This is a genomic window from Achromobacter sp. 413638, from assembly GCF_043119405.1.
Classification (GTDB): domain Bacteria; phylum Pseudomonadota; class Gammaproteobacteria; order Burkholderiales; family Burkholderiaceae_B; genus Achromobacter.
Genome location: NZ_JBICCO010000012.1, coordinates 25,119 through 45,997, shown reverse-complemented (window position 1 = coordinate 45,997; position 20,879 = coordinate 25,119). Strand labels below are relative to the sequence as shown.

Genomic DNA, 20,879 nt, shown 5'->3' with positions numbered 1-20,879 from the left:
CTCAGGAACAGCAATGGTTGAACTAACCGTCGACGGCAATAAGGTCGAAGTGCCCGAAGGCAGCATGGTGATGCATGCGGCCCAGAAGATCGGGCTTTACGTGCCGCATTTCTGCTACCACAAGAAACTGTCCATCGCGGCCAACTGCCGCATGTGCCTGGTTGAAGTGGAAAAGGCGCCCAAGGCGCTGCCCGCCTGCGCCACCCCCGTTACCAACGGCATGGTCGTGCACACCTGCTCCGAGAAGGCTCGCGCCGCTCAGCAGTCGGTGATGGAATTCCTGCTGATCAATCACCCGCTGGATTGCCCGATTTGCGATCAGGGCGGCGAGTGCCAGCTGCAGGATCTGGCCGTGGGCTATGGCGGCTCTTCCTCGCGTTACCAGGAAGAGAAGCGCGTGGTGTTCCACAAGGACCTGGGCCCGCTGGTGTCGGCCGAGGAAATGAGCCGCTGCATCCACTGCACCCGCTGCGTGCGCTTCGGCCAGGAAATCGCCGGCGTCATGGAGCTGGGCATGCTCGGCCGTGGCGAACACTCCGAGATCACGTCCTTCGTGGGCCGCTCGATCGAGTCCGAACTGTCGGGCAACATGATCGACATCTGTCCGGTGGGCGCGCTGACCTCCAAGCCCTTCCGCTACAGCGCGCGCACCTGGGAGCTGGCCCGCCGCCGCTCGGTCAGCCCGCACGACAGCCTGGGCGCCAATCTGGTCATCCAGGTCAAGGGCGACCGCGTCATGCGCGTGGTGCCGTTCGAGGACGAAGCCGTCAACGAATGCTGGATCAGCGACCGCGACCGCTTCTCGTATGAAGGCCTGAACAGCGAAGACCGCCTGTCCGCGCCCATGATCAAGGGCGCCGACGGCAAGTGGCAGGAAGCCTCCTGGGCCGACGCGCTCCAGGCCGTGGCCCAAGGCCTGTCGCGCGTGCGCGACAGCTTCGGCGCCGGCCAGATCGGCGCGCTGGCCTCCGAGTACGCCACGCTTGAAGAGTACGCGCTGCTGGGCCGCCTGGTCCGCGCGCTGGGTTCCGAGAACATCGACTTCCGCCTGCGCCAGACCGACGCGTCCTTCGACGCCGCCCTGTCGGGCGCGCCGTGGCTGGGCATGCCCATCGCCGAGCTGGACAACCTGGACCGCGTGCTGGTGGTCGGTTCGTTCCTGCGCAAGGACCACCCGCTGATGGCCCAGCGCCTGCGCCAGGCCGCCAAGCGCGGCACGCAGATCCTGCTGGTCGACAGCGCCGCCGACGATCCGCTGATGCCGGTCGCCGGGCGCATCACCGTGGCGCCCTCCGAGCTGGCGCGCGCGCTGGCCGAAGTGGCCGTCGCGCTGGCTCAGGCCAAGGAACAGGCCGTGCCGGCCGAGTTCGCCTCGGTCACGCCGGGTGAACAAGCCAAGATCATCGCCGCCAGCCTGGCCTCGGGTTCCAACAGCGCCGTGCTGATGGGCAACCTGGCCGTGGCCAGCGCCCAGGCCTCGACCCTGGCCGCCAATGGCCAGGCCGTGGCCGCGCTGGCCGGCGGCAAGTTCGGCTTCCTGACCTCCGGCGGCAACACCGTCGGCGGTTATCTGGCTGGCGCCGTGCCGGGGCAGGGCGGCAAGAACGCCGCCGCCATGCTGGCCGAGCCGCTGAAGGCCTACGTCGTGCTGCACGCCGAGCCGTTGCTGGACGCCGACAACGGCGGCCAGGCCGTGGCCGCGCTGCGCGGCGCGCAGTTCGCCGTCGCGCTGACCCCGTACCGCTCGGCCGCCGCCGACTGGGCCGATGTCATGCTGCCCGTGTCGCCGTTCACCGAAACCTCGGGCACCTACGTCAACGCCCAGGGCCTGCCGCAAAGCTTCAAGGGTACGGTTGCGCCGTTCGGCCAGACCCGTCCGGGCTGGAAGGTCCTGCGAGTGCTGGGCAACGTCCTGCATCTGGCCGGCTTCGACGACGAGACCTCCGAGTCCGTGCGCGACACCGTGCTGGCCGGCGGCGTGGAAAATCGCCTGTCCAACGCCATCAAGGCCCAGCCGGGCCTGGGCCAGGTCCTGGGCGGCCTGGAGCGCGTGGCCGACGTGCCGATCTATCGCAGCGACGCCATGGTGCGCCGTTCCGAGCCGCTGCAGGCCGCGCCGGCCTCGAAGCAGCCCGCCGCGCGCATGAACGGCCGCACGCTCACCAGCCTCGGCCTGACGGCCGGCGTCAAGGTGCGCGTGACGGGCGGGCAGGGCGCCGTCGAACTCGAAACCGTGCAGGATGATGCCGTGGCCGATCGCGCCCTGCGCATCTCCGCAGCCTTTGAAAGCACCGTGGCCCTGGGTGGCGCATTCGGTCAAATCAGCGTGGAGCGTGCCTGATGGAATGGCTTAATGTTCTCCAGAGCCACGGCCAGGCGTTGCTCGGCCCGACGGTCTGGCTGGTTCTGTGGACGATCATCAAGATCGTCGTGATCGCAGTGCCCATCATCCTGTGCGTCGCGTACCTGACGTACTGGGAACGCAAGATGATCGGCGCCATGCACGTCCGCATGGGACCGAACCGCGTGGGCTTCAAGGGGCTGCTGCAGCCTTTCGCCGACGTGTTCAAGCTGCTGACCAAGGAAGTCGTGGTCCCCAGCGAAGCCAACAAGGTGCTGTTCGTGGTGGCGCCGGTCGTCACCCTGATGCCCGCGCTGGCGGCCTGGGCCGTGGTGCCCTTCGGCCCCGACGTGGTGCTGGCCAACGTCAACGCCGGCCTGCTGTACGTCATGGCCATCACGTCCATCGGCGTGTACGGCGTGATCGTGGCCGGCTGGGCCTCGAACTCCAAGTACGCCTTCCTGGGCGCGCTGCGCGCCTCGGCGCAGATGGTGTCGTACGAACTGGCCATCGGTTTCGTGCTGGTCACCGTGCTGCTGGTGTCGGGCAGCCTGAACATGTCCGAGATCGTGATGGGCCAGACCCGCGGCTGGTTCGCCGACAAGGGCCTGAACTTCCTGTCCTGGAACTGGCTGCCGCTGCTGCCGCTGTTCGTGATCTATGTGATCTCGGCCGTGGCCGAAACCAACCGTCACCCGTTCGACGTGGTCGAAGGCGAATCGGAAATCGTGGCCGGCCACATGGTCGAATACTCGGGCATGGCCTTCGCGCTGTTCTTCCTGGGCGAATACGCCAACATGATCCTGCTGTCCTGCATGGCCTCGATCATGTTCCTGGGCGGCTGGACCGCTCCGATCGAAATTGCCCCGCTGACCTGGGTTCCGGGTTGGATCTGGCTTGGCCTGAAGACGTTCGTGGTGGTCTCGTTGTTCGTCTGGTTCCGCGCGTCGTTCCCGCGTTACCGCTACGACCAGATCATGCGTTTGGGTTGGAAGATCTTCATCCCGCTGACCGGCGTGTGGCTGGTCGTTGTGGCGATCTGGATGCAGACGCCCTGGAATATTTGGCGCTAAGCCGCCAGGCAGAGGCACGATATGGAAGCGATCAAGGATTTCTTCGGCAGCCTGATGCTGACCGAATTGCTCAAGGGCATGCGCCTGACGGGCAAGTATTTCTTCAAGCGCAAGGTCACCTTGCGCTACCCCCAGGAAAAGACGCCGATGTCGGCGCGTTTCCGTGGCCTGCACGCGCTGCGCCGTTATCCCAACGGCGAAGAGCGCTGCATCGCCTGCAAGCTGTGCGAAGCGGTGTGCCCGGCGATGGCCATCACCATCGAATCGGACCAGCGCGAGGACGGCACCCGCCGCACCACGCGCTACGACATCGACCTGACGAAGTGCATTTTCTGCGGCTTCTGTGAGGAAAGCTGCCCCGTGGACTCGATCGTGGAAACGCACATCCACGAATACCACGGTGAAAAGCGCGGCGACCTGTACTTCACCAAAGACATGCTGCTCGCCGTGGGCGACCGCTACGAAGCCGACATCGCCCGCCGCCGGGCCGAAGACGCTCCCTACCGTTGAGCCCAGGGTCCTGATCCATGACTTTTACCACTGTCCTTTTCTACCTGCTGGCCGCCGTGCTGGTGATCGCGGCGTTCCGCGTGATCACCGCGCGCAGCCCGGTCACCGCCGTCATGCACCTGATCCTGGCCTTCGCCAACGCGGCGATGCTGTGGATGCTGCTGGGCGCCGAGTTCCTGGCGCTGCTGCTGGTGCTGGTGTATGTGGGCGCCGTGATGGTGCTCTTCCTCTTCGTGGTCATGATGCTGGACATCCGCATCGACGCCCTGCGCGGCGGCCTGAAGACCTACCTGCCGCTGGGCCTGGTCATCGGCCTGGTCATGGTCGTCGAGATGGCCTTCGTGCTGGGTTCGACCTGGTATGGCGCGGGCCCGCAGGCGCCTGTCGCCGGCGACTACAACAACGCCCGCGCGCTGGGCGAGCTGATGTATACGCAGTACGTCTACGCCATTGAAGTCGGCGCCGCGCTGCTGCTGGTCGGCATGGTCGCCGCCATCGCGCTGACCCTGCGTCGCCGCCGCGACGTCAAGTACAACGACCCCGTCGCCGCCGTCCGGGTGCGCGCCAAGGACCGCTTCCGCCTGGTGAGCATGCCCGCCCAGAGCGAGCGCGCCCTGGCCAAGCAGAACGGCACGCAAGCCGACGCTGCCGCGCCGCAAGGAGAAAAACAATGACGCTGACGCTGGCCCACTACCTGATTCTCGGGGCGATCCTGTTCGCCATCGGCATCTTCGGCATCTTCCTGAACCGCCGCAACCTCATCATCCTGCTGATGTCCATCGAGCTGGTGCTCCTGGCCGTCAACATGAACTTCGTGGCGTTTTCCAGCTGGTTCGGCGACGCCGCCGGCCAGGTGTTCGTGTTCTTCATCCTGACCGTGGCCGCCGCCGAGGCGGCGATCGGCCTGGCCATCCTGGTGCTGCTGTTCCGCAACCTGAACACGATCAACGTTGACGAACTCGATCGCCTGAAGGGCTGACGGGGTATTGGAAGAATATGTCTAGCTCACCCAATCTCTACCTGCTCATCGCGCTGGCGCCGCTGGCCGGGGCAATCCTCGCGGGCCTGTTCGGCACCGGCTTTCTCGGCCGGCCGATCGGACGCCGCGCCTCGCACGTCATCACCATCCTGGGCGTGCTCATCTCCGCCATCGGTTCGGTGGTGGTGCTGGGCGACGTCCTCAACGGCCTGCGCTTCGACGGCGCGGTCTACACCTGGAGCCTGATCGGCCAGACCAAGCTGGAAATCGGCTTCCTGATCGATCCGCTGTCGGCCATGATGATGGTCGTGGTGACCTCGGTCTCGCTGATGGTGCACATCTACACCATCGGCTACATGGCCGACGATCCAGGCTACCAGCGCTTCTTCTCGTACATCTCGCTGTTCACGTTCTCCATGCTGATGCTGGTGATGTCGAACAACATGGTGCAGCTGTTCTTCGGCTGGGAAGCGGTGGGCCTGGTGTCGTACCTGCTGATCGGTTTCTGGTACACCCGTCCCACGGCGATCTTCGCCAACATGAAGGCGTTCCTGATCAACCGCGTCGGCGACTTCGGCTTCGTGCTGGGCATCGGCCTGCTGTTCGCCTACGCCGGCACCATGCACTACGGCGAAGTCTTCGCCCAGGCCGACAAGCTGGCCAAGCTGACGCTGCCCGGCTCGGACTGGATGCTGCTGACCGTGGCCTGCATCTGCCTGTTCATCGGCGCCATGGGCAAGTCGGCCCAGGTTCCGCTGCACGCCTGGCTGCCCGACTCGATGGAAGGCCCGACCCCGATCTCCGCGCTGATCCACGCCGCCACCATGGTGACGGCCGGCATCTTCATGGTCGCGCGCTTCTCGCCGCTGTTCGAGCTGTCCGACGTCGCGCTGTCCTTCATCATCGTGATCGGCGCCATCGGCGCGCTGTTCCTGGGCATCCTGGGCATCATCCAGAACGACATCAAGCGCGTGGTCGCGTACTCCACGCTGTCGCAGCTGGGCTACATGACCGTGGCGCTCGGCGCCTCGGCCTACTCGGTGGCGATCTTCCACCTGATGACCCACGCCTTCTTCAAGGCGCTGCTGTTCCTGGGCGCGGGCTCGGTCATCATCGGCATGCACCACGACCAGGACATCCGCAACATGGGCGGCCTGCGCAAGTACATGCCCATCACCTGGATCACCTTCCTCCTGGGCACGCTGGCCCTGGTCGGCACGCCGTTCTTCTCGGGCTTCTATTCGAAGGAACACATCATCGAAGCGGCAGGCGCCGCCAAGGTGTGGGGCGCTAGCTTCGCGTACTACGCGACGCTGATCGGCGTGTTCGTGACCTCGCTGTACTCGTTCCGCGTGTACTTCCTGGTCTTCCACGGCAAGGAACGCTTCGACACCAGCGGTCACGGTCATGGTCACGGCCACGACGATCATGGCCACGACGACCACGGCCATCATGGCGGCACGCCGCATGAGTCGCCCTGGGTCGTGACCCTGCCGCTGCTGCTGCTGGCGATCCCCTCGGTGCTGATCGGCGCCTGGGTCGTGGATCCCATGCTGTTCGGCAAGTTCTTCGACGGCGTGATCAAGGTCCTGCCGCAGCATCCGGCCATGCACGAGCTGCACGAAGAGTGGCACGGCTGGGTCGCCTTCGGCATGCACGCCTTCCAGACCCTGCCGTTCTGGCTGGTCGTGGCTGGCGCCGTCATCGCCTGGTACTGCTACCTGATCAACCCGAAGGTTCCGGCCGCGATCAAGTCCAGCCTGTCGGGCGTGAACAAGATCCTCGAGAACAAGTACTTCGTGGATTGGATCAACGAGCAGATCATCGCGCGCGGCGCGCGCTGCCTGGGCCGTGGCCTGTGGCAGACCGGTGACCGCGGCCTGATCGACGGCCTGCTGGTCAACGGCAGCGCCCGCGTCGTGGGCTGGGTCTCCGCGATCAGCCGCCACCTGCAGTCCGGCTTCATCTATCACTACGCGTTCGCGATGATCATCGGCATCATGGCGCTGGTGACTTTCTTTGTGCTGATTCCCCAATGATGGCAAGCGAGATGGCATCCAACACTTTCCCCTGGCTCACGCTTGCGATCTTCGTACCGATCGTATTCGGCCTGCTGGTGCTGGCGGTGGGCCGTGACGACCGTCCCGGGCTCACCCGCGGGCTGTCGCTGATCGGTTCGATCGCGGGCTTCCTCGTCACCATTCCGCTGTACACCGGCTTCAACACCAAGACGGCCGCGATGCAGTTCGTCGAGAAGACGTCCTGGATCGAAGCCTTCAACGTCAACTACCACCTGGGCGTGGACGGCATTTCGCTGTGGTTCGTGCTGCTGACGGCCTTCATCACCATCATCGTGGTGCTGGCGGGCTGGGAAGTCATCACCAGCCGCGTGGCGCAGTACATGGCCGCCTTCCTGATCCTGTCGGGCCTGATGGTGGGCGTGTTCGCGGCGCTGGACGGCATGCTGTTCTACGTGTTCTTCGAAGCCACGCTGATCCCGATGTACATCATCGTGGGCGTGTGGGGCGGACCGAACCGGGTCTACGCGGCCTTCAAATTCTTCCTCTACACGCTGATGGGCTCGCTGCTGACGCTGGTGGCCTTCATCTACCTGTGGAACGCCTCGGGCGGCTCGTTCGACATCCTGTCCTGGCACCAGCTCAAGCTCGGCCAGACGCCGCAGATCCTGATCTTCGTGGCGCTGCTGGCGGCCTTCGCCGTCAAGGTGCCGATGTGGCCGGTGCACACCTGGCTGCCGGACGCCCACGTCGAGGCGCCCACGGGCGGCTCCATCGTGCTGGCCGCGATCATGCTGAAGCTGGGCGCCTACGGCTTCCTGCGCTTCTCGCTGCCGATCGCCCCTGACGCCTCGCACAGCCTGGCCGGCCTGATGATCGCGCTGTCGCTGATCGCCGTGATCTACATCGGCCTGGTCGCCATCGTCCAGGACGACATGAAGAAGCTGGTGGCCTATTCGTCGGTGGCCCACATGGGCTTCGTGACGCTGGGCTTCTTCATCTTCAACACGGCCGGCATCGAAGGCGCCATCGTGCAGATGATCTCGCACGGCTTCGTCTCGGGCGCCATGTTCATGTGTATCGGCGTGCTGTATGACCGCATGCACTCGCGCCGCATCGCCGACTACGGCGGCGTGGTCAACGTGATGCCGCGCTTCGCCACGTTCTTCATCCTGTTCTCGATGGCCAACAGCGGCCTGCCGGCCACCAGCGGTTTCGTCGGCGAGTTCATGGTGATCATGGGCGCGGTCGAGCACAACTTCTGGATCGGCCTGCTGGCGGCCACCGCCCTGATCCTGGGCGCTTCGTACTCGTTGTGGATGGTCAAGCGCGTGGTGCTGGGCGACGTCGCCAACGATCACGTGCGCGAGCTGACCGATATCAACCGTCGCGAATTCCTGATTCTTGGCGTGATGGCGATCGCCGTGTTGTACATGGGGATCTATCCCAAGCCCTTTACCGACGTGATGCACGTGTCGGTCGAGGCCCTGCTGCAACACGTTGGCGTCTCGAAACTGTAAGACAAGACAATGATGCAATCCCAAATCGATTTCGCCCTGGCGACACCGGAAATCCTGCTGCTGGTTTTCGGCCTGGCCATCCTGCTCGTCGACGCGGTGAGCAATCACCCCGAGCGCAAGCCGACGTTTTGGCTGACCATGCTGGCGCTGGGCGTGCTGACCGTCGTGTCCGCCATGCAATGGAGCGCCGGCGTCAAGGGCAAGACCTTCAATGGCCTGTACGTCACCGACGAACTGTCGCATCTGCTGAAGATCGCGTCCTATGTGGCCGTGGCTGTCACGCTGGTCTATGGCCGCGTCTACGCCCAGGTCCGCGACATGCTCAAGGGCGGTGAACTCTACGTCCTGACGCTGTTCGCGCTGCTGGGCCAGATGGTCATGATTTCCTCCGGGAACCTGATCTCCATCTACCTCGGCCTGGAACTGATGTCGCTGGCCCTGTACGCGCTGATCGCGCTGCGCCGCGACAACGTCGTCGCCACCGAAGCCGCCATGAAGTACTTCGTGCTGGGCGCGCTGGCCTCGGGCTTCCTGCTGTACGGTATGTCCATGGTCTACGGCGCCACCGGCCATCTGGACCTGGCCGAAGTCGCCAAGGTCGTCGCCGCCGGCAAGGCCGAGAAGATGGCGCTGGTGTTCGGCATCGTGTTCCTGGTGTCGGGCCTGGCGTTCAAGCTGGGCGCCGTGCCGTTCCACATGTGGGTGCCGGACGTGTACCAGGGTTCGCCCACGGCCGTCACGCTGATCCTGGGCGGCGCGCCCAAGCTGGCCGCCTTCGCGATCACGCTGCGCCTGCTGGTCGACGGCCTGCACGGCCTGGCCGCCGACTGGCAGCCGATGCTGATGATCCTGGCGGTGCTGTCGCTGGCCATCGGCAACCTGACCGCCATCGCGCAGACCAACTTCAAGCGCATGCTGGCCTACTCGACCATCTCGCACATGGGCTTCGTGCTGCTGGGCCTGATGTCGGGCACGGTCGCCGGCAAGCCGGACGCGTCGGCTGCCGCCTACGGCGCCTCGCTGTTCTACATGCTGACCTACGTGCTGACCACGCTAGCCAGCTTCGGCATTGTGCTGCTGCTGTCGCGCCAGGGTTTCGAGTGCGAGCACATCGACGACCTGAAGGGCCTGAACCGCCGCAGCCCGTGGCATGCCGCCATCGTGCTGTTGCTGATGTTCTCGCTGGCCGGCATCCCGCCGCTGGTCGGCTTCTATGCCAAGCTGGCCGTGCTGCAGGCGCTGGTGGGCGCGGGCCACGTCACGCTGGCCGTGATCGCCGTGGTGTTCTCGCTGATCGGCGCGTTCTACTACCTGCGCGTGGTCAAGGTCGTGTACTTCGACGAGCCGGCGGCTGACGCCGCCCCGATGGTCGCTTCCGCCGGCCAACGCGCGGTGCTGTCGGTGAACGGCCTGTTGATCCTGGTGCTGGGCATCCTGCCCGGCGGCTTGATGGCGCTGAGCGTCCAGGCCATCCGCAGCTCGTTGAACCTGCTGTAAGCGGACGGACCGGATGAACCAGACCCTGGCGGTATGGCTCCTGATCGCGCTGGCCCTGGTCAGCGCGAACCTGCCTTTCCTGACGGAGCGCGTGTTCGCCGTGCTGCCCTGGAAGCAGGCGGGGCAGGCCGCGGTCAAGCCGTTCTGGCTGCGTCTGATGGAAGTGCTGGTGTTCTACCTGGTCGTGGGCGCGCTGGGTTTCGCCTTCGAGTCCACGCTGGGCAACCGTTTCTCCCAGACCTGGGAGTTCTACGCCATCACGCTGAGCCTGTTCCTGGTGCTGGCCTATCCGGGGTTTGTGTACCGGTATCTGTTCAAGCGGCATCCCAGGCTGCGCAGCCAGTGAATCCCCTTGCCTAGCGGTTCCCGCCGACGAAAGACGCCCTACGGGGCGTTTTTTGTTATGGGCGGTGTGATGGACTGCCCGCCTTCGCGAAGCCGCCTGCGGCAGCCGTGGCGGCATTTCTGATCATTCAATCTTCAGTCAGGAACGGATGGCTCCGAGAGGATGAGCGAGGGTGTGTCATAAGCCTCTATATATGACGAAGAGACGCCGATTCTTGTTGTTTTTTCGTCCTGTGAGCCGGTAAATATTCAATTTTCAGCGAGCGTTCAGCTTTGAAGTTCACAATCGCAACCCATCGAAAAACAAGAATCGTTGTTATTCATATTCTGGAGAAGCCTTGTGAAGCCCGAAGACTCCTTTGCCGTCACGTCGCTCAGCGGCTCGCTGGCGGCAGTGCTGGCGACCCCCGCGCTGTTCCTGACGGCCGGCGTGCACGCGCAGTCGTCGGGCCAGGGCGCGACGCAGCTGGCGCCTGTCCAGGTGCAAGGCGAAGCCTATACGCCCTATGACGCCAAGGAATCGGGTTCCAAGAAATTCACCGCGCCGCTGCTGGACACGCCCAAGTCGGTGCAGGTGATTCCCCAGGAAGTCATCCAGAACCAGGCGGCGTCCTCGCTGACCGATGTGCTGCGCAATTCGCCCGGCATCACCTTCGGCGCGGGCGAGGGCGGCAATCCGCTGGGCGACCGGCCGATCATCCGAGGCTATGACGCCCAGGCCAGCACCTATGTGGACGGCATGCGCGACATCGGCGCGACGTCGCGCGAAGTCTTCAACCTGGAGCAGGTCGAAGTGGTCAAGGGCTCGGACGGCGCCTTCGGCGGCCGTGGCGGCGCCGGCGGCAGCGTCAACCTGATCAGCAAGACGGCCAAGGCGGAAGACTTCACCGCCGCCAGCCTGGGCATCGGCACTGACAGCTACTATCGCGGCACCATAGACAGCAACTGGCAGCTGGGCGAGAAGACGGCGTTCCGCCTGAACGCCATGTACCACGATGCCGATGTGGCCGGCCGCGACATGGTCAACAACAGCCGCTGGGGCGTGGCGCCCACGATTACGTTCGGCCTGAACTCGCCGACCCGCGTGACCCTGAGCTACTACCATATGCAGACGGACGACCTGCCGGACAGCGGCATTCCGTATGCCTATCCGAGCACCAAGGTCAAGCGCGACGGCAGCTACATGGGCGTGAGCCGGACGGGCCCCGCCGATGTCAACCGCAAGAACTTCTACGGCCTGGCCAGCGACTACCGCAAGACCACGTCCGACATGGGCACGATCGGCATCGAGCACGATTTCTCGGATCGCCTGACGCTGCGCAACATGACGCGCTACACCTACTCCACGCAGAAATACGTGTGGACCCAGCCGGACGACAGCCAGGGCAACGTGCTGAACGGCCGCGTCTGGCGTCGCGCCAACACCCGTGACAGCCGCGTCGACAGCCTTGCCAACCAGACCGAGCTGGTGGGCAAGTTCGACACCGGCTCGTTCAAGCACAGCTTCAACGTCGGCCTGGAAGTGTCGAAGGAAGAGGGCAAGAAGGATTCGATCGCCGTGAATCGGGGCACGGGCTCCGGCAAGGACAATGCCTGCAACTTCCTTGGCGCCGCGTCCAAGTACAACTGCACCAGCCTGTACGATCCCGATCCGCATGATCCCTGGGTCAATACCCTGGACGGTGAACGCGTAGGCCAGCCGACTCGTTCGCGCACGATTTCGAAGTCGCTCTACGCCTTCGACACGGTGGAACTGTCGCCGCAGTGGCTCGTGAACGGCGGCCTGCGCCTGGATCGCTACGAGACCAAGTTCACCAACACGCCCGCCAACAACTACACCGTGATCAAGCGCAATGACACGCTGTGGAACTACCAGCTGGGCCTGGTGTACAAGCCGGCGGATAATGGCAGCATCTATGTGTCGTATGCCACCTCGTCCACGCCGTCGAACAGCGACTCGGGCGAAGGCGCGGGCAATGGCCTGGCTCCTGGACGCGGCGGCGCCGGCGCGAATGCGGCCGACATGGCTCCCGAAAAGAACAAGACCTACGAACTCGGCACCAAGTGGGAAGTGCTGGATCGCCGCATGACGCTGACGGCCGCGGTGTTTCGCACCGAGACCACCAACGCGCGCCTGACCCTGCCGGACAACACCTACGCGATGGCCGGCAAGAAGCAGGTCGACGGCTTCGAACTCGGCTTCTCGGGCAGCATTACGCCGGCCTGGCAGGTCTTCGGCGGCTACACCTTCCTGAAGAGCAAGATCAAGGACGACGGCGTCGCCACGGACAAGGGCAACGACTTCCCCAACACGCCGCGCAACGCCTTCAACATCTGGAGCACCTACGCGGTGACGCCGGACTTCACGGTCGGCGGCGGCGCCTACTATGTGGACAAGCAGTACGGCAACACGGCCAACACGGCCTACATCCCGTCGTACTGGCGCTTCGACGCGATGGCCGGCTATCGCTTCAACAAGAACTGGAACATGCAGCTGAACGTGTTCAACCTGTTCGACAAGACGTACTACGACAAGGCTTACGCCGCACACTACGTCAGCGTCGCGCCGGGCCGCTCGGCGATCCTGAGCGTGAACATGCGCTACTGATCCGGGTCTGTCCCGGCAAGCAAAAAGCCACCGTAAGGTGGCTTTTTGCTTTGCGGCGTTGGGAACAGGCCGCGAGCGCGGATGGCTGTTTCCGTGCTCAGCTCTCGAACCAGTTCAGCACGCCATCCAGCCCCGACACGTTCAGCGCATAGCGCGTCTGCTCGCGCACCAGCGGCTTGGCGTGATAGGCCACCGGGAAGCCGGCCGCGCCCAGCATCTTCAGATCATTGGCGCCGTCGCCCATGGCGATGGTCTGTTCCTTGGTGGCGTCGTGCTGGCGCGCGAACTCGCGCAGGTAGACGGCCTTGGCGTCGGCGTCCAGGATGTCGCCCAGCACGCGGCCGGTCAGCACGCCATTGTCGATCTCCAGCGTGTTGGCGTGCGCGCTGTCCAGCTTCAGGCGCTCGCGCAGCCGGTCGGTGAAGAAGGTGAAGCCGCCCGACACCAGCAGCACCTTGATGCCGGCGGCCTGCGCGGTGCCGATCAGCCGTTCGGCGCCCGGATTCAGCCGCAGCTTTTCCGCGTAGACCTGTTCCAGCGCCTCGGCCGGCACGCCCTTGAGCAGCGCGACGCGGCGGCGCAGGCTTTCGGAGAAGTCCTTGATCTCGCCGCGCATGGCGGCTTCGGTGATTTCCGACACCTTGTCCTTGACGCCCGCCACGCCGGCGATCTCGTCGATGCACTCGATGTTGATCAGCGTGGAGTCCATGTCCATGGCCAGCACCTTGCAGCTGGACAGTTTCAGGCCGGCGGGCAGGAAGGTGGTATCGATGCCCTTGCTTTCCCCCCAGGCGCGGACCTCGGCGCGGGTGGCGTCGTCGTGCTGCACGTCGAGCAGGCGGGCGGCGGTGGCGCTGATGCGGGCCACGCCCTGGGCCTGGGCCAGCGCGGCCAGCTGCTCCGCCTGGTCGACGGTCAGGGCAGGGGATTGGACGACAAGGTGATGAGTAGTCATAAGTTTGCGAATAAGGATCGATGGCGTCTGCGCGCGGCGTAGCGGCAGCTTACTTCAGCGCGCGCAGCACCGCACGCACGGCGTCGGCGCGCGCCGGGATCTGCTGCGCCTTGATCTCGACGCGCAGCTTGTCCTGGCCCGCCAGCTTGATGTGGCGCTGGCGTTGGACCAGCTCGATGATGCGGGCGGGATCCACCGGCGTCTTGGGGCCGAACTGCAGCAGCGCCTGCGTCTCGCTGGCATCGATCTTGACGATGCCCAGCGGCTGCGCCGCCAGCCGCAGGCGGTGCGTGGTCAGCAGGGTCTGCGCCGCGTCCGGCAGCTTGCCGAAGCGGTCGATCAGCTCTTCCTGGATCTGGATCAGGTCGTCTTCGTCGGCCGCGTGCGCCAGGCGCTTGTAGATGGCAAGGCGCGCGTGCACGTCGGCACAATAGTCCGAGGGCAGCAGGGCGGGCGCATGCAGGTTGACCTCGCAGGCCAGGTTGAAGGGCGCGTCCAGGTCCGGTTCCTCGCCCGCGCGCAGCGCGCGCACGGCCTCGTTGAGCATCTCGTTGTACATGGAGAAGCCCACTTCCTGGATGTTGCCGGACTGCGAATCGCCCAGCACCTCGCCGGTGCCGCGGATCTCCAGGTCGTGCATGGCCAGGTAGAAGCCCGAGCCCAGCTCTTCCATGGCCTGAATCGCTTCCAGGCGCTTCTTGGCATTGCTGGTGATGGCGTCTTCGCCGGGCGTCAACAGATAGGCGTAGGCCTGGTGGTGCGAACGGCCCACGCGGCCACGCAGCTGGTGCAGCTGGGCCAGGCCGAAGCGGTCGGCGCGGTGGATCACGATGGTGTTGGCGCTGGGCACGTCGATGCCGGTCTCGATGATGGTCGTGCACAGCAGCACGTTGTAGCGCTGCTGGTAGAAGCCCTTCATCACCTGCTCCAGCTCGCGCTCGGGCATCTGGCCATGGGCCACGGCGATGCGGGCCTCGGGCACCAGCTCTTCCAGCCGTGCGCGGCGGTTGTGGATGGTCTCGACCTCGTTGTGCAGGAAGTAGCACTGGCCGCCGCGCTTGAGTTCGCGCAAAAGCGCCTCGCGCAGCGTGCTGCCGTCCTCGCGCCGCACGAAGGTCTTGATGGCCAGGCGCTTCTGCGGCGCGGTGGCGATCACGGAGAAATCGCGGATGCCTTCCAGCGACATGCCCAGCGTGCGCGGAATCGGCGTGGCTGTCAGCGTCAGCACGTCGACCTCGGCGCGCAGCGCCTTCAGCGCTTCCTTCTGGCGCACGCCGAAGCGGTGTTCCTCGTCGATGATGACCAGGCCCAGGCGCTTGAACTTCACGTCCTTGGACAGGATCTTGTGGGTGCCGATGACGATGTCCACGCGGCCGTCGTTGATGCCCTCGATGGCCGTGGCGACTTCCTTGGCCGAGCGGAAGCGCGACAGTTCCACCACGCGCACCGGCCAGTCGGCGAAGCGGTCCGCGAAGGTTTGGGCGTGCTGTTCGGCCAGCAGCGTGGTCGGGCACAGCAGGGCGACCTGCTTGCCATTGGCCACGGCCAGGAAGGCGGCGCGCAGCGCGACCTCGGTCTTGCCGAAGCCCACGTCGCCACAGACCAGCCGGTCCATGGGCCGGCCCGAGGTCATGTCGGCGATCACCGCCTGGATGGCTGCGGCCTGGTCGGCGGTTTCCTCGAAGCCGAAGCCCTCGGCGAAGGCTTCGTAGTCGTTCAGCGGCAACTTGAAGGCATAGCCTTCGCGCGCGGCGCGCTGCGCGTACAGGGCCAGCAGCTCGGCGGCGGTGTCGCGCACCTGCCTGGCGGCCTTGCGGCGGGCCTTGTCCCACTGGCCGGAACCCAGCTGGTGCAGCGGCGCGGCCTCGGGATCGGCGCCGCTGTAGCGGGCGATCACGTGCAGTTGCGACACGGGCACGTACAGCGTGCTGCCGTTGGCGTATTCGAGATGCAGGAACTCCATCTCGCCTTCGCCCATGTCCATGTTGACCAGGCCGTGATAGCGGCCGATGCCGTGCTGGGCGTGCACCACGGGATCGCCGGCGCGCAGCTCGGACAGGTCGCGCACCATGGCTTCGACGTTGCTGGCGCGTTCCTGGTCGCGCTTGCCGCGCCGGCCGGTCGTGGCCAGCCCGGGGTACAGATCGTTCTCGGTCAGGAAGGCCAGGCCGGCGCCGGGCAGGCCGAAGCCCGCGGACAGCGGCGCGGCGGCGATGCCGAAGTGCGCGTCCGAGGACAGGAAGGCCTCGATGCTGTCGGGCTGGGCGTCGGGCGTGACGCCGAACTCGTTGAGCATCTGCACCAGCGTCTCGCGGCGGCCGGCGGAATCGGCGCACAGCAGCAGGCGGTTCTGGCGTCCCTGGACCAGCGCGCGCAGCTTGGCGACCGGATCCTCGGCGCGGCGCGCCACGCTGACGTCGGGCGCGGCGCGGAAATCGGGATGCGGCTGGCCGGCGGTGAGCGCCAGGCGGCGGAAATCCTTCAGCTTGCCGTGCAGCGCCTCGGGATCCAGGAACAGCGCCGACGGCGGCAGCACCGGGCGCTCGCGGTCGCTCTTGAGAAAGCCGTACCGGCTGGCCGTATCCTGGCCGAAGCGCTGCATGGCGTCGTCGATGTCGCCCACGGTGACGGTGACCGTGTCATCGGCCAGATAGTCGAACAGCGTCGCGGTCTCGTCGAAGAACAGCGGCAGGTAGTATTCGACGCCGGCGAAGGGAATGCCGTTGCCGATGTCCTTGTAGGGCAGGGCGCGCGAGGGATCGCCTTCGAACACCTCGCGAAAGCGCGCGCGGAAACGGTTGCGGGCGTCCTCGTCCATGGGGAACTCGCGGCCCGGCAGCAGGCGCACCTCGCCCACCGGATACAGGCTGCGCTGGGTATCGACGTCGAAGCTGCGGATGGTCTCGATCTCGTCGTCGAACAGGTCCAGCCGGTAGGGCAGGACCGAGCCCATCGGGAACAGGTCGATCAGCCCGCCGCGCAGACAGAACTCGCCGGGCGCGGTGACCTGGGTGACGTGGTTGTAGTTCGCCAGCGTCAGCTGCGCGCGCAGCGCGGCCTCGTCCAGCCGGTCCTTCTGCTTGAACGAGAAGGTGTAGGCGGCCAGGAAGGAAGGCGGCGCGAGCCGGTACAGGGCGGTGGTGACCGGCACCGTCAGCACGTCCACGGATTTCGTCATCAGCGCGTGCAGCGTGTGCAGGCGCTCGGAGATCAGGTCCTGGTGCGGCGAGAAGGCGTCATACGGCAGCGTCTCCCAGTCGGGCAGCTGGCGCACCGACAGGTTGGGCGCGAACAGCTGGATTTCCTCCGCCAGACGCTGCGCCTCCAGCGGCTCGGCCGTCAGGATGACCAGCGGGCCACCGGCCTGGCGCGCCAGGTCGGCCAGCAGCCAGGCGTCGCCCGAGCCGGGCGGGCGCGGCTGCGCATAGCGTGCGCCGGTCTTCAGTGCGGATAGCGTAGTGGCGGTCGCGGGCACGGGCGGCGCCGCCGTGGCGGAGGTAGGGGAGGCGGGCATCTGGCTGGAAGCGGACATCAGGCGGAAGATTATAAAATCTTCGCACCATGTCTGACTCAATCATCGCCATCGTGCCCGCCGCGGGCGTCGGCGCCCGCGCCAGCCGGCCCGGGCAGGACGCCGTGCCCAAGCAATACCGGCCGCTGGGCGGCCAGCCCATGCTGCGGCTGGCGGTCAGCGCCCTGCTCGCCGACGCGCGCATCGCCCAGGTGCGCGTGGCGGTGACGCCCGGCGACGGCTGGGTCGACGACGCGCTGACGGGGCTGCCGCGCACCGTGTGGCGCGCCTGCGGCGGCGCCACGCGCGCTGATACCGTGGCCGGCGCGCTGGCCGACAGCGGCGCGGCCGACGATGCCTGGGTGTTGGTGCATGACGCGGCACGGCCTGGTCTGCCGGCCGAGGCGCTGGCGCGACTGATCGATGCCTGCCTGGAAGATCCGGTGGGCGGCCTGCTGGCCCTGCCGGTGGCGGACACGGTCAAGGGCGGCCACGAGCGCGTCGAGCGCACGCTGGACCGCAACGGCCTGTGGCTGGCCCAGACGCCGCAGATGTTCCGCGCCGGCGCGCTGCGCGACGCCCTGACGGCGGCGGCGGTGGCGGGCATGGCGGTGACCGACGAGGCGTCGGCCATCGAGGCCGCGGGCTATGCGCCCAGGCTGGTGCCGGGTTCCCTGCGCAATTTCAAGGTGACCTGGCCGGACGATTTCGAACTGATGGAAAAATGGTTATGAGCATTCCTTTCCGCGTCGGCCAGGGCTTCGACGTGCATGCACTGGTCGAAGGCAGGCCCCTCATCATCGGCGGCGTGACGATCCCGCACACGCACGGCCTGCTGGGGCATTCCGACGCCGACGTGCTGCTGCACGCCGTGACCGATGCGCTGCTGGGCGCGGCCGGGCTGGGCGACATCGGCCGGCACTTCCCGGACACCGATCCGGCTTTCAAGGGCGCCGACAGCCGCAAGCTGCTGCGCGAGGCCATGGCGCGCGTGCGCCAGGCCGGCTGGACGCCGGTGAACATCGACGCCACCGTGCACGCGCAGGCGCCGAAGATCGGCCCGCACGCCGCGGCCATGGTGGCGAACATCGCGGCCGATACGGGCCTGGCCGTTACCGAGGTCAACATCAAGGCCAAGACCAACGAGGGCCTGGGCTATCTGGGCCGCAAGGAAGGCATCGCGGCGACGGTCGTGGCGCTGCTGGCGCGCGCGGATTCCCCGGCATAGCGGCACACGCGACAAGCGACATTCGCAACGGTTCCCGCGCTTCGTTGGTTTTGATACATCTTTAACAAATGAATAAGCGGGTCGCATCAATCTGGAATATTCTGCGCTACTCAAATTTGACTACTTAGAGACTCCGGATGCGTCTACGCGGCATCGCTCTGCTTTCCATCGTGGGCGCTTTCAGCACGCCCGCCCTTGCCCAATACCAGCAGCAGCTCGGCCCGTTGGCCGGCGCGGTCCAGCAGCAGATGCTGCAAGGCTGGACCGCTGGCGTGGAGGATGGTTGGTTCACGCTGCGCAACACTTCGACGCCGGGCAGCGAACAGACGCTGTACATGAACGTCGGGCCGGCGCCGGAGTCTGGCCGAGTGACCGACGTGAATGTGGTGGTCAAGTCGCCGAATCCCAAGGCTTCGATCGGCGTGGTGCTGAACAACCGCGCCAACAAGAGCCTGTGCCTGCTTGAACTGACGGCCGACAAGAACACGCTCCTGTTCTGCCTGCAGGGCGACAAGCGCCGCGACATCGCCTCTGTGCCGAATGTGGCCAAGCTGGATGGCTCCGACCGCATCCGCGTGGTTGAATTGCCCGGCGCGGCGCGCTTCATCGTCAACGGCCAGAAGATCGGCGACGTCAGGGATGAACCGGCGACCGGTTCTCAGATCGGCATCATGGCCTATGACGTCGGTACCTTCGGCATTGCCGACTTCGCCGTCACGGCGGGCGAGGCCGATGCCAAGCCGGCGCCGGCCGCGGGCGGCCTGCCCGCGCGCGGTGGTGGCGGTGGGAGCGGCGGCAGCGGCGGTGGCGGCGCGGCGGGCAACCCGCCCAGGCAGCAAGGCGGCGCCGATTCGCCCTTGCGGGGCGAGGGCCCGTATCCGCGCTTCGGCGGCGACAACATGCGCATCGTGTCGGTGTACGTCGGCATCATGCGCAGCATCTTCCTGCACGAGTTCGGCCACGCGCTGATCGGCGAACTGGAGCTGCCCTCGACCGGCGCCGAAGAGGACGCGGTCGACATCTATGCTGCGCTGAAGATCGTCGAGCCGACCATGTACCCGTCGGACAATCAGGAAGTGAACACCATGGTCAAGGAGGGCGCGATCTACGCCGCCTTGCAGTGGTACTACAGCGGCAAGCTGGCCGAGAACCGCGGCGCATCGTCCGGTTCGGCCTGGCAGGATGAGCACACGGGCGACCTGAAGCGCTTTCGCAACATGCTGTGCATCATGTACGGCGGCAACCCCGGCGTGTTCGAGTCCGTGACCAAGAGCGTCGGCCTGGAGGATCGCACCAAGGCGCGTTGCGCGGACGAGTTCAACAAGCAGAACCGCGCCTGGCACAAGATCCTGGCGCCGCATACCCGCGTGGGCACCTGGTCGCCCGAGGGCCTGCAGCCGGCCAACGCGCCCGGCGCGCCCGTGAACGTGGTGTTCGAGCCGTCGCGTCGCAAGATCGGCAACCTGTTCGCCGAGGCGCTGTCCCAGCCGATCGGCGACAACATCAAGTCGCTGGGTCAGACCTATGTGCTGCCGCGGCCGGTGAATGTGGTCTTCAAGGACTGTGGCAAGCTGAACGCCTGGTACAGCCCGCGCGAAGGCTCGATCACGATGTGCTACGAGCTGATCGAGAACATCGCGGTGATGATTTCCGACATCGAGATGGGCACCGTCAACGGCGAGGTCGTGCCCAACAAGGGCGGCTCGGCGCCGGGCGCGCCGCAGCGGCAGCCGGGGCAGGGGCAGGGGCAGGGGCAGGGGCAGGGGCAGGGCCAAGGCCAAGGTCAAGGCCAAGGCCAGGTTCAGGGCCAGCCGCCGGGTTCCATCGATGAACTCAAGGACATGGGCGTGCCGCCCACGACCATGCTGTTCACGGCGCCCTACAAGGGACCGACGCCCAACAAGATCTACCGCGCGCAGATCATCACCACCGGGGATCTGGTGTCGCTCTTGAAGAAGGACAAGAACCTCATCCTCGTCGACACCAGCGGCTTGAAGGACACCTTGCCCATCGGCTATTCGCTGCCCGACGCCGGTTCGGACGGCAGCGTGACGGACGGCCTGCAAGCCGATCTGGATGCCTGGCTGATGAAGAAGACCGGCGGCAAGCGCGACCAGCCCATCGTGTTCCTGGGCGCGGGCATGAATGACCGCTCGTCCTACAACGCGGCGCTGCGCGCCGGCACGCTGGGCTGGACCGCCTACTGGTATCGCGGCGGCGTCGAGACCTGGGTGGCCTACGGCCTGCCGACCACCTCGACCATGCCGCCCAAGAACCAGTGATCCGTCGACGGC

General features: G+C 66.1%; 15 protein-coding genes. 13 read left to right on the top strand and 2 right to left on the bottom strand.

The genetic code is table 11. The features are described from left to right. Positions 1 to 13: 13 nt before the first annotated feature. The 10 genes from nuoG to ACEU5R_RS07345 all read left to right on the top strand — a co-directional run bounded on the left by nuoG (position 14) and on the right by ACEU5R_RS07345 (position 12,891). Entirely contained in the window at positions 14 to 2,341 is a 2,328-nt protein-coding gene (gene nuoG / locus ACEU5R_RS07390; RefSeq protein ID WP_392409673.1) for an NADH-quinone oxidoreductase subunit NuoG, read from the top strand. Next, on the top strand, positions 2,341 to 3,414 hold the full coding sequence (gene nuoH, locus ACEU5R_RS07385; RefSeq protein ID WP_103273065.1) for an NADH-quinone oxidoreductase subunit NuoH: 1,074 nt from the start codon (positions 2,341 to 2,343) through the stop codon (positions 3,412 to 3,414). Before nuoG ends, nuoH begins: the two co-directional genes overlap by 1 nt. A gap of 21 nt (positions 3,415 to 3,435) precedes the next feature. Further along, entirely contained in the window at positions 3,436 to 3,924 is a 489-nt protein-coding gene (nuoI, locus tag ACEU5R_RS07380; RefSeq protein ID WP_103273066.1) for an NADH-quinone oxidoreductase subunit NuoI, read from the top strand. Positions 3,925 to 3,941: 17 nt separating this feature from the next. Then, positions 3,942 to 4,598 carry an NADH-quinone oxidoreductase subunit J gene (locus ACEU5R_RS07375; RefSeq protein ID WP_103273067.1) on the top strand — a complete coding sequence of 219 codons (657 nt, stop codon included), beginning with the start codon at positions 3,942 to 3,944 and terminating at the stop codon, positions 4,596 to 4,598. Next, complete coding sequence (gene nuoK / locus ACEU5R_RS07370) at positions 4,595 to 4,903, top strand: NADH-quinone oxidoreductase subunit NuoK (protein ID WP_103273068.1); 309 nt, start codon at positions 4,595 to 4,597, stop codon at positions 4,901 to 4,903. The genes ACEU5R_RS07375 and nuoK overlap by 4 nt, the downstream gene beginning before the upstream one ends. A gap of 17 nt (positions 4,904 to 4,920) precedes the next feature. Next, entirely contained in the window at positions 4,921 to 6,942 is a 2,022-nt protein-coding gene (gene nuoL / locus ACEU5R_RS07365; RefSeq protein ID WP_103273069.1) for an NADH-quinone oxidoreductase subunit L, read from the top strand. Then, positions 6,939 to 8,441, top strand: a complete 1,503-nt coding sequence (locus ACEU5R_RS07360) for an NADH-quinone oxidoreductase subunit M (protein WP_103273070.1) — start codon at positions 6,939 to 6,941, stop codon at positions 8,439 to 8,441. Before nuoL ends, ACEU5R_RS07360 begins: the two co-directional genes overlap by 4 nt. A 9-nt stretch (positions 8,442 to 8,450) precedes the next feature. Continuing rightward, complete coding sequence (gene nuoN / locus ACEU5R_RS07355) at positions 8,451 to 9,938, top strand: NADH-quinone oxidoreductase subunit NuoN (RefSeq protein ID WP_103273071.1); 1,488 nt, start codon at positions 8,451 to 8,453, stop codon at positions 9,936 to 9,938. 13 nt (positions 9,939 to 9,951) lie between these two features. Beyond that, positions 9,952 to 10,284, top strand: a complete 333-nt coding sequence (locus tag ACEU5R_RS07350) for a DUF2818 family protein (protein ID WP_392409672.1) — start codon at positions 9,952 to 9,954, stop codon at positions 10,282 to 10,284. Between the two features lie 339 nt (positions 10,285 to 10,623). Then, positions 10,624 to 12,891 carry a TonB-dependent receptor gene (locus ACEU5R_RS07345; RefSeq protein ID WP_392409671.1) on the top strand — a complete coding sequence of 756 codons (2,268 nt, stop codon included), beginning with the start codon at positions 10,624 to 10,626 and terminating at the stop codon, positions 12,889 to 12,891. A gap of 97 nt (positions 12,892 to 12,988) precedes the next feature. Here ACEU5R_RS07345 and serB read toward each other — a convergent pair whose 3' ends face one another. Together serB and mfd are read right to left on the bottom strand one after the other, a co-directional pair. Further along, positions 12,989 to 13,846 (bottom strand): phosphoserine phosphatase SerB, encoded by an 858-nt coding sequence (gene serB, locus ACEU5R_RS07340; protein ID WP_392409670.1) that lies wholly within the window; start codon positions 13,844 to 13,846, stop codon positions 12,989 to 12,991. Between the two features lie 49 nt (positions 13,847 to 13,895). Then, on the bottom strand, positions 13,896 to 17,378 hold the full coding sequence (gene mfd / locus ACEU5R_RS07335; protein WP_392409669.1) for a transcription-repair coupling factor: 3,483 nt from the start codon (positions 17,376 to 17,378) through the stop codon (positions 13,896 to 13,898). 29 nt (positions 17,379 to 17,407) lie between these two features. On the opposite strand from mfd, the gene ispD reads away from it, so the two are divergent. The 3 genes from ispD to ACEU5R_RS07320 all read left to right on the top strand — a co-directional run bounded on the left by ispD (position 17,408) and on the right by ACEU5R_RS07320 (position 20,867). Beyond that, the gene (ispD, locus tag ACEU5R_RS07330) at positions 17,408 to 18,091 is read left to right on the top strand and encodes a 2-C-methyl-D-erythritol 4-phosphate cytidylyltransferase (RefSeq protein WP_392409668.1); all 684 of its coding nucleotides are present in this window, start codon (positions 17,408 to 17,410) and stop codon (positions 18,089 to 18,091) included. Then, positions 18,088 to 18,585, top strand: coding sequence for a 2-C-methyl-D-erythritol 2,4-cyclodiphosphate synthase (gene ispF / locus ACEU5R_RS07325; protein ID WP_103273076.1), 498 nt, complete (start codon positions 18,088 to 18,090; stop codon positions 18,583 to 18,585). The genes ispD and ispF overlap by 4 nt, the downstream gene beginning before the upstream one ends. A 137-nt stretch (positions 18,586 to 18,722) precedes the next feature. Next, on the top strand, positions 18,723 to 20,867 hold the full coding sequence (locus tag ACEU5R_RS07320; protein WP_392409667.1) for a DUF4344 domain-containing metallopeptidase: 2,145 nt from the start codon (positions 18,723 to 18,725) through the stop codon (positions 20,865 to 20,867). Positions 20,868 to 20,879 lie beyond the last annotated feature (12 nt).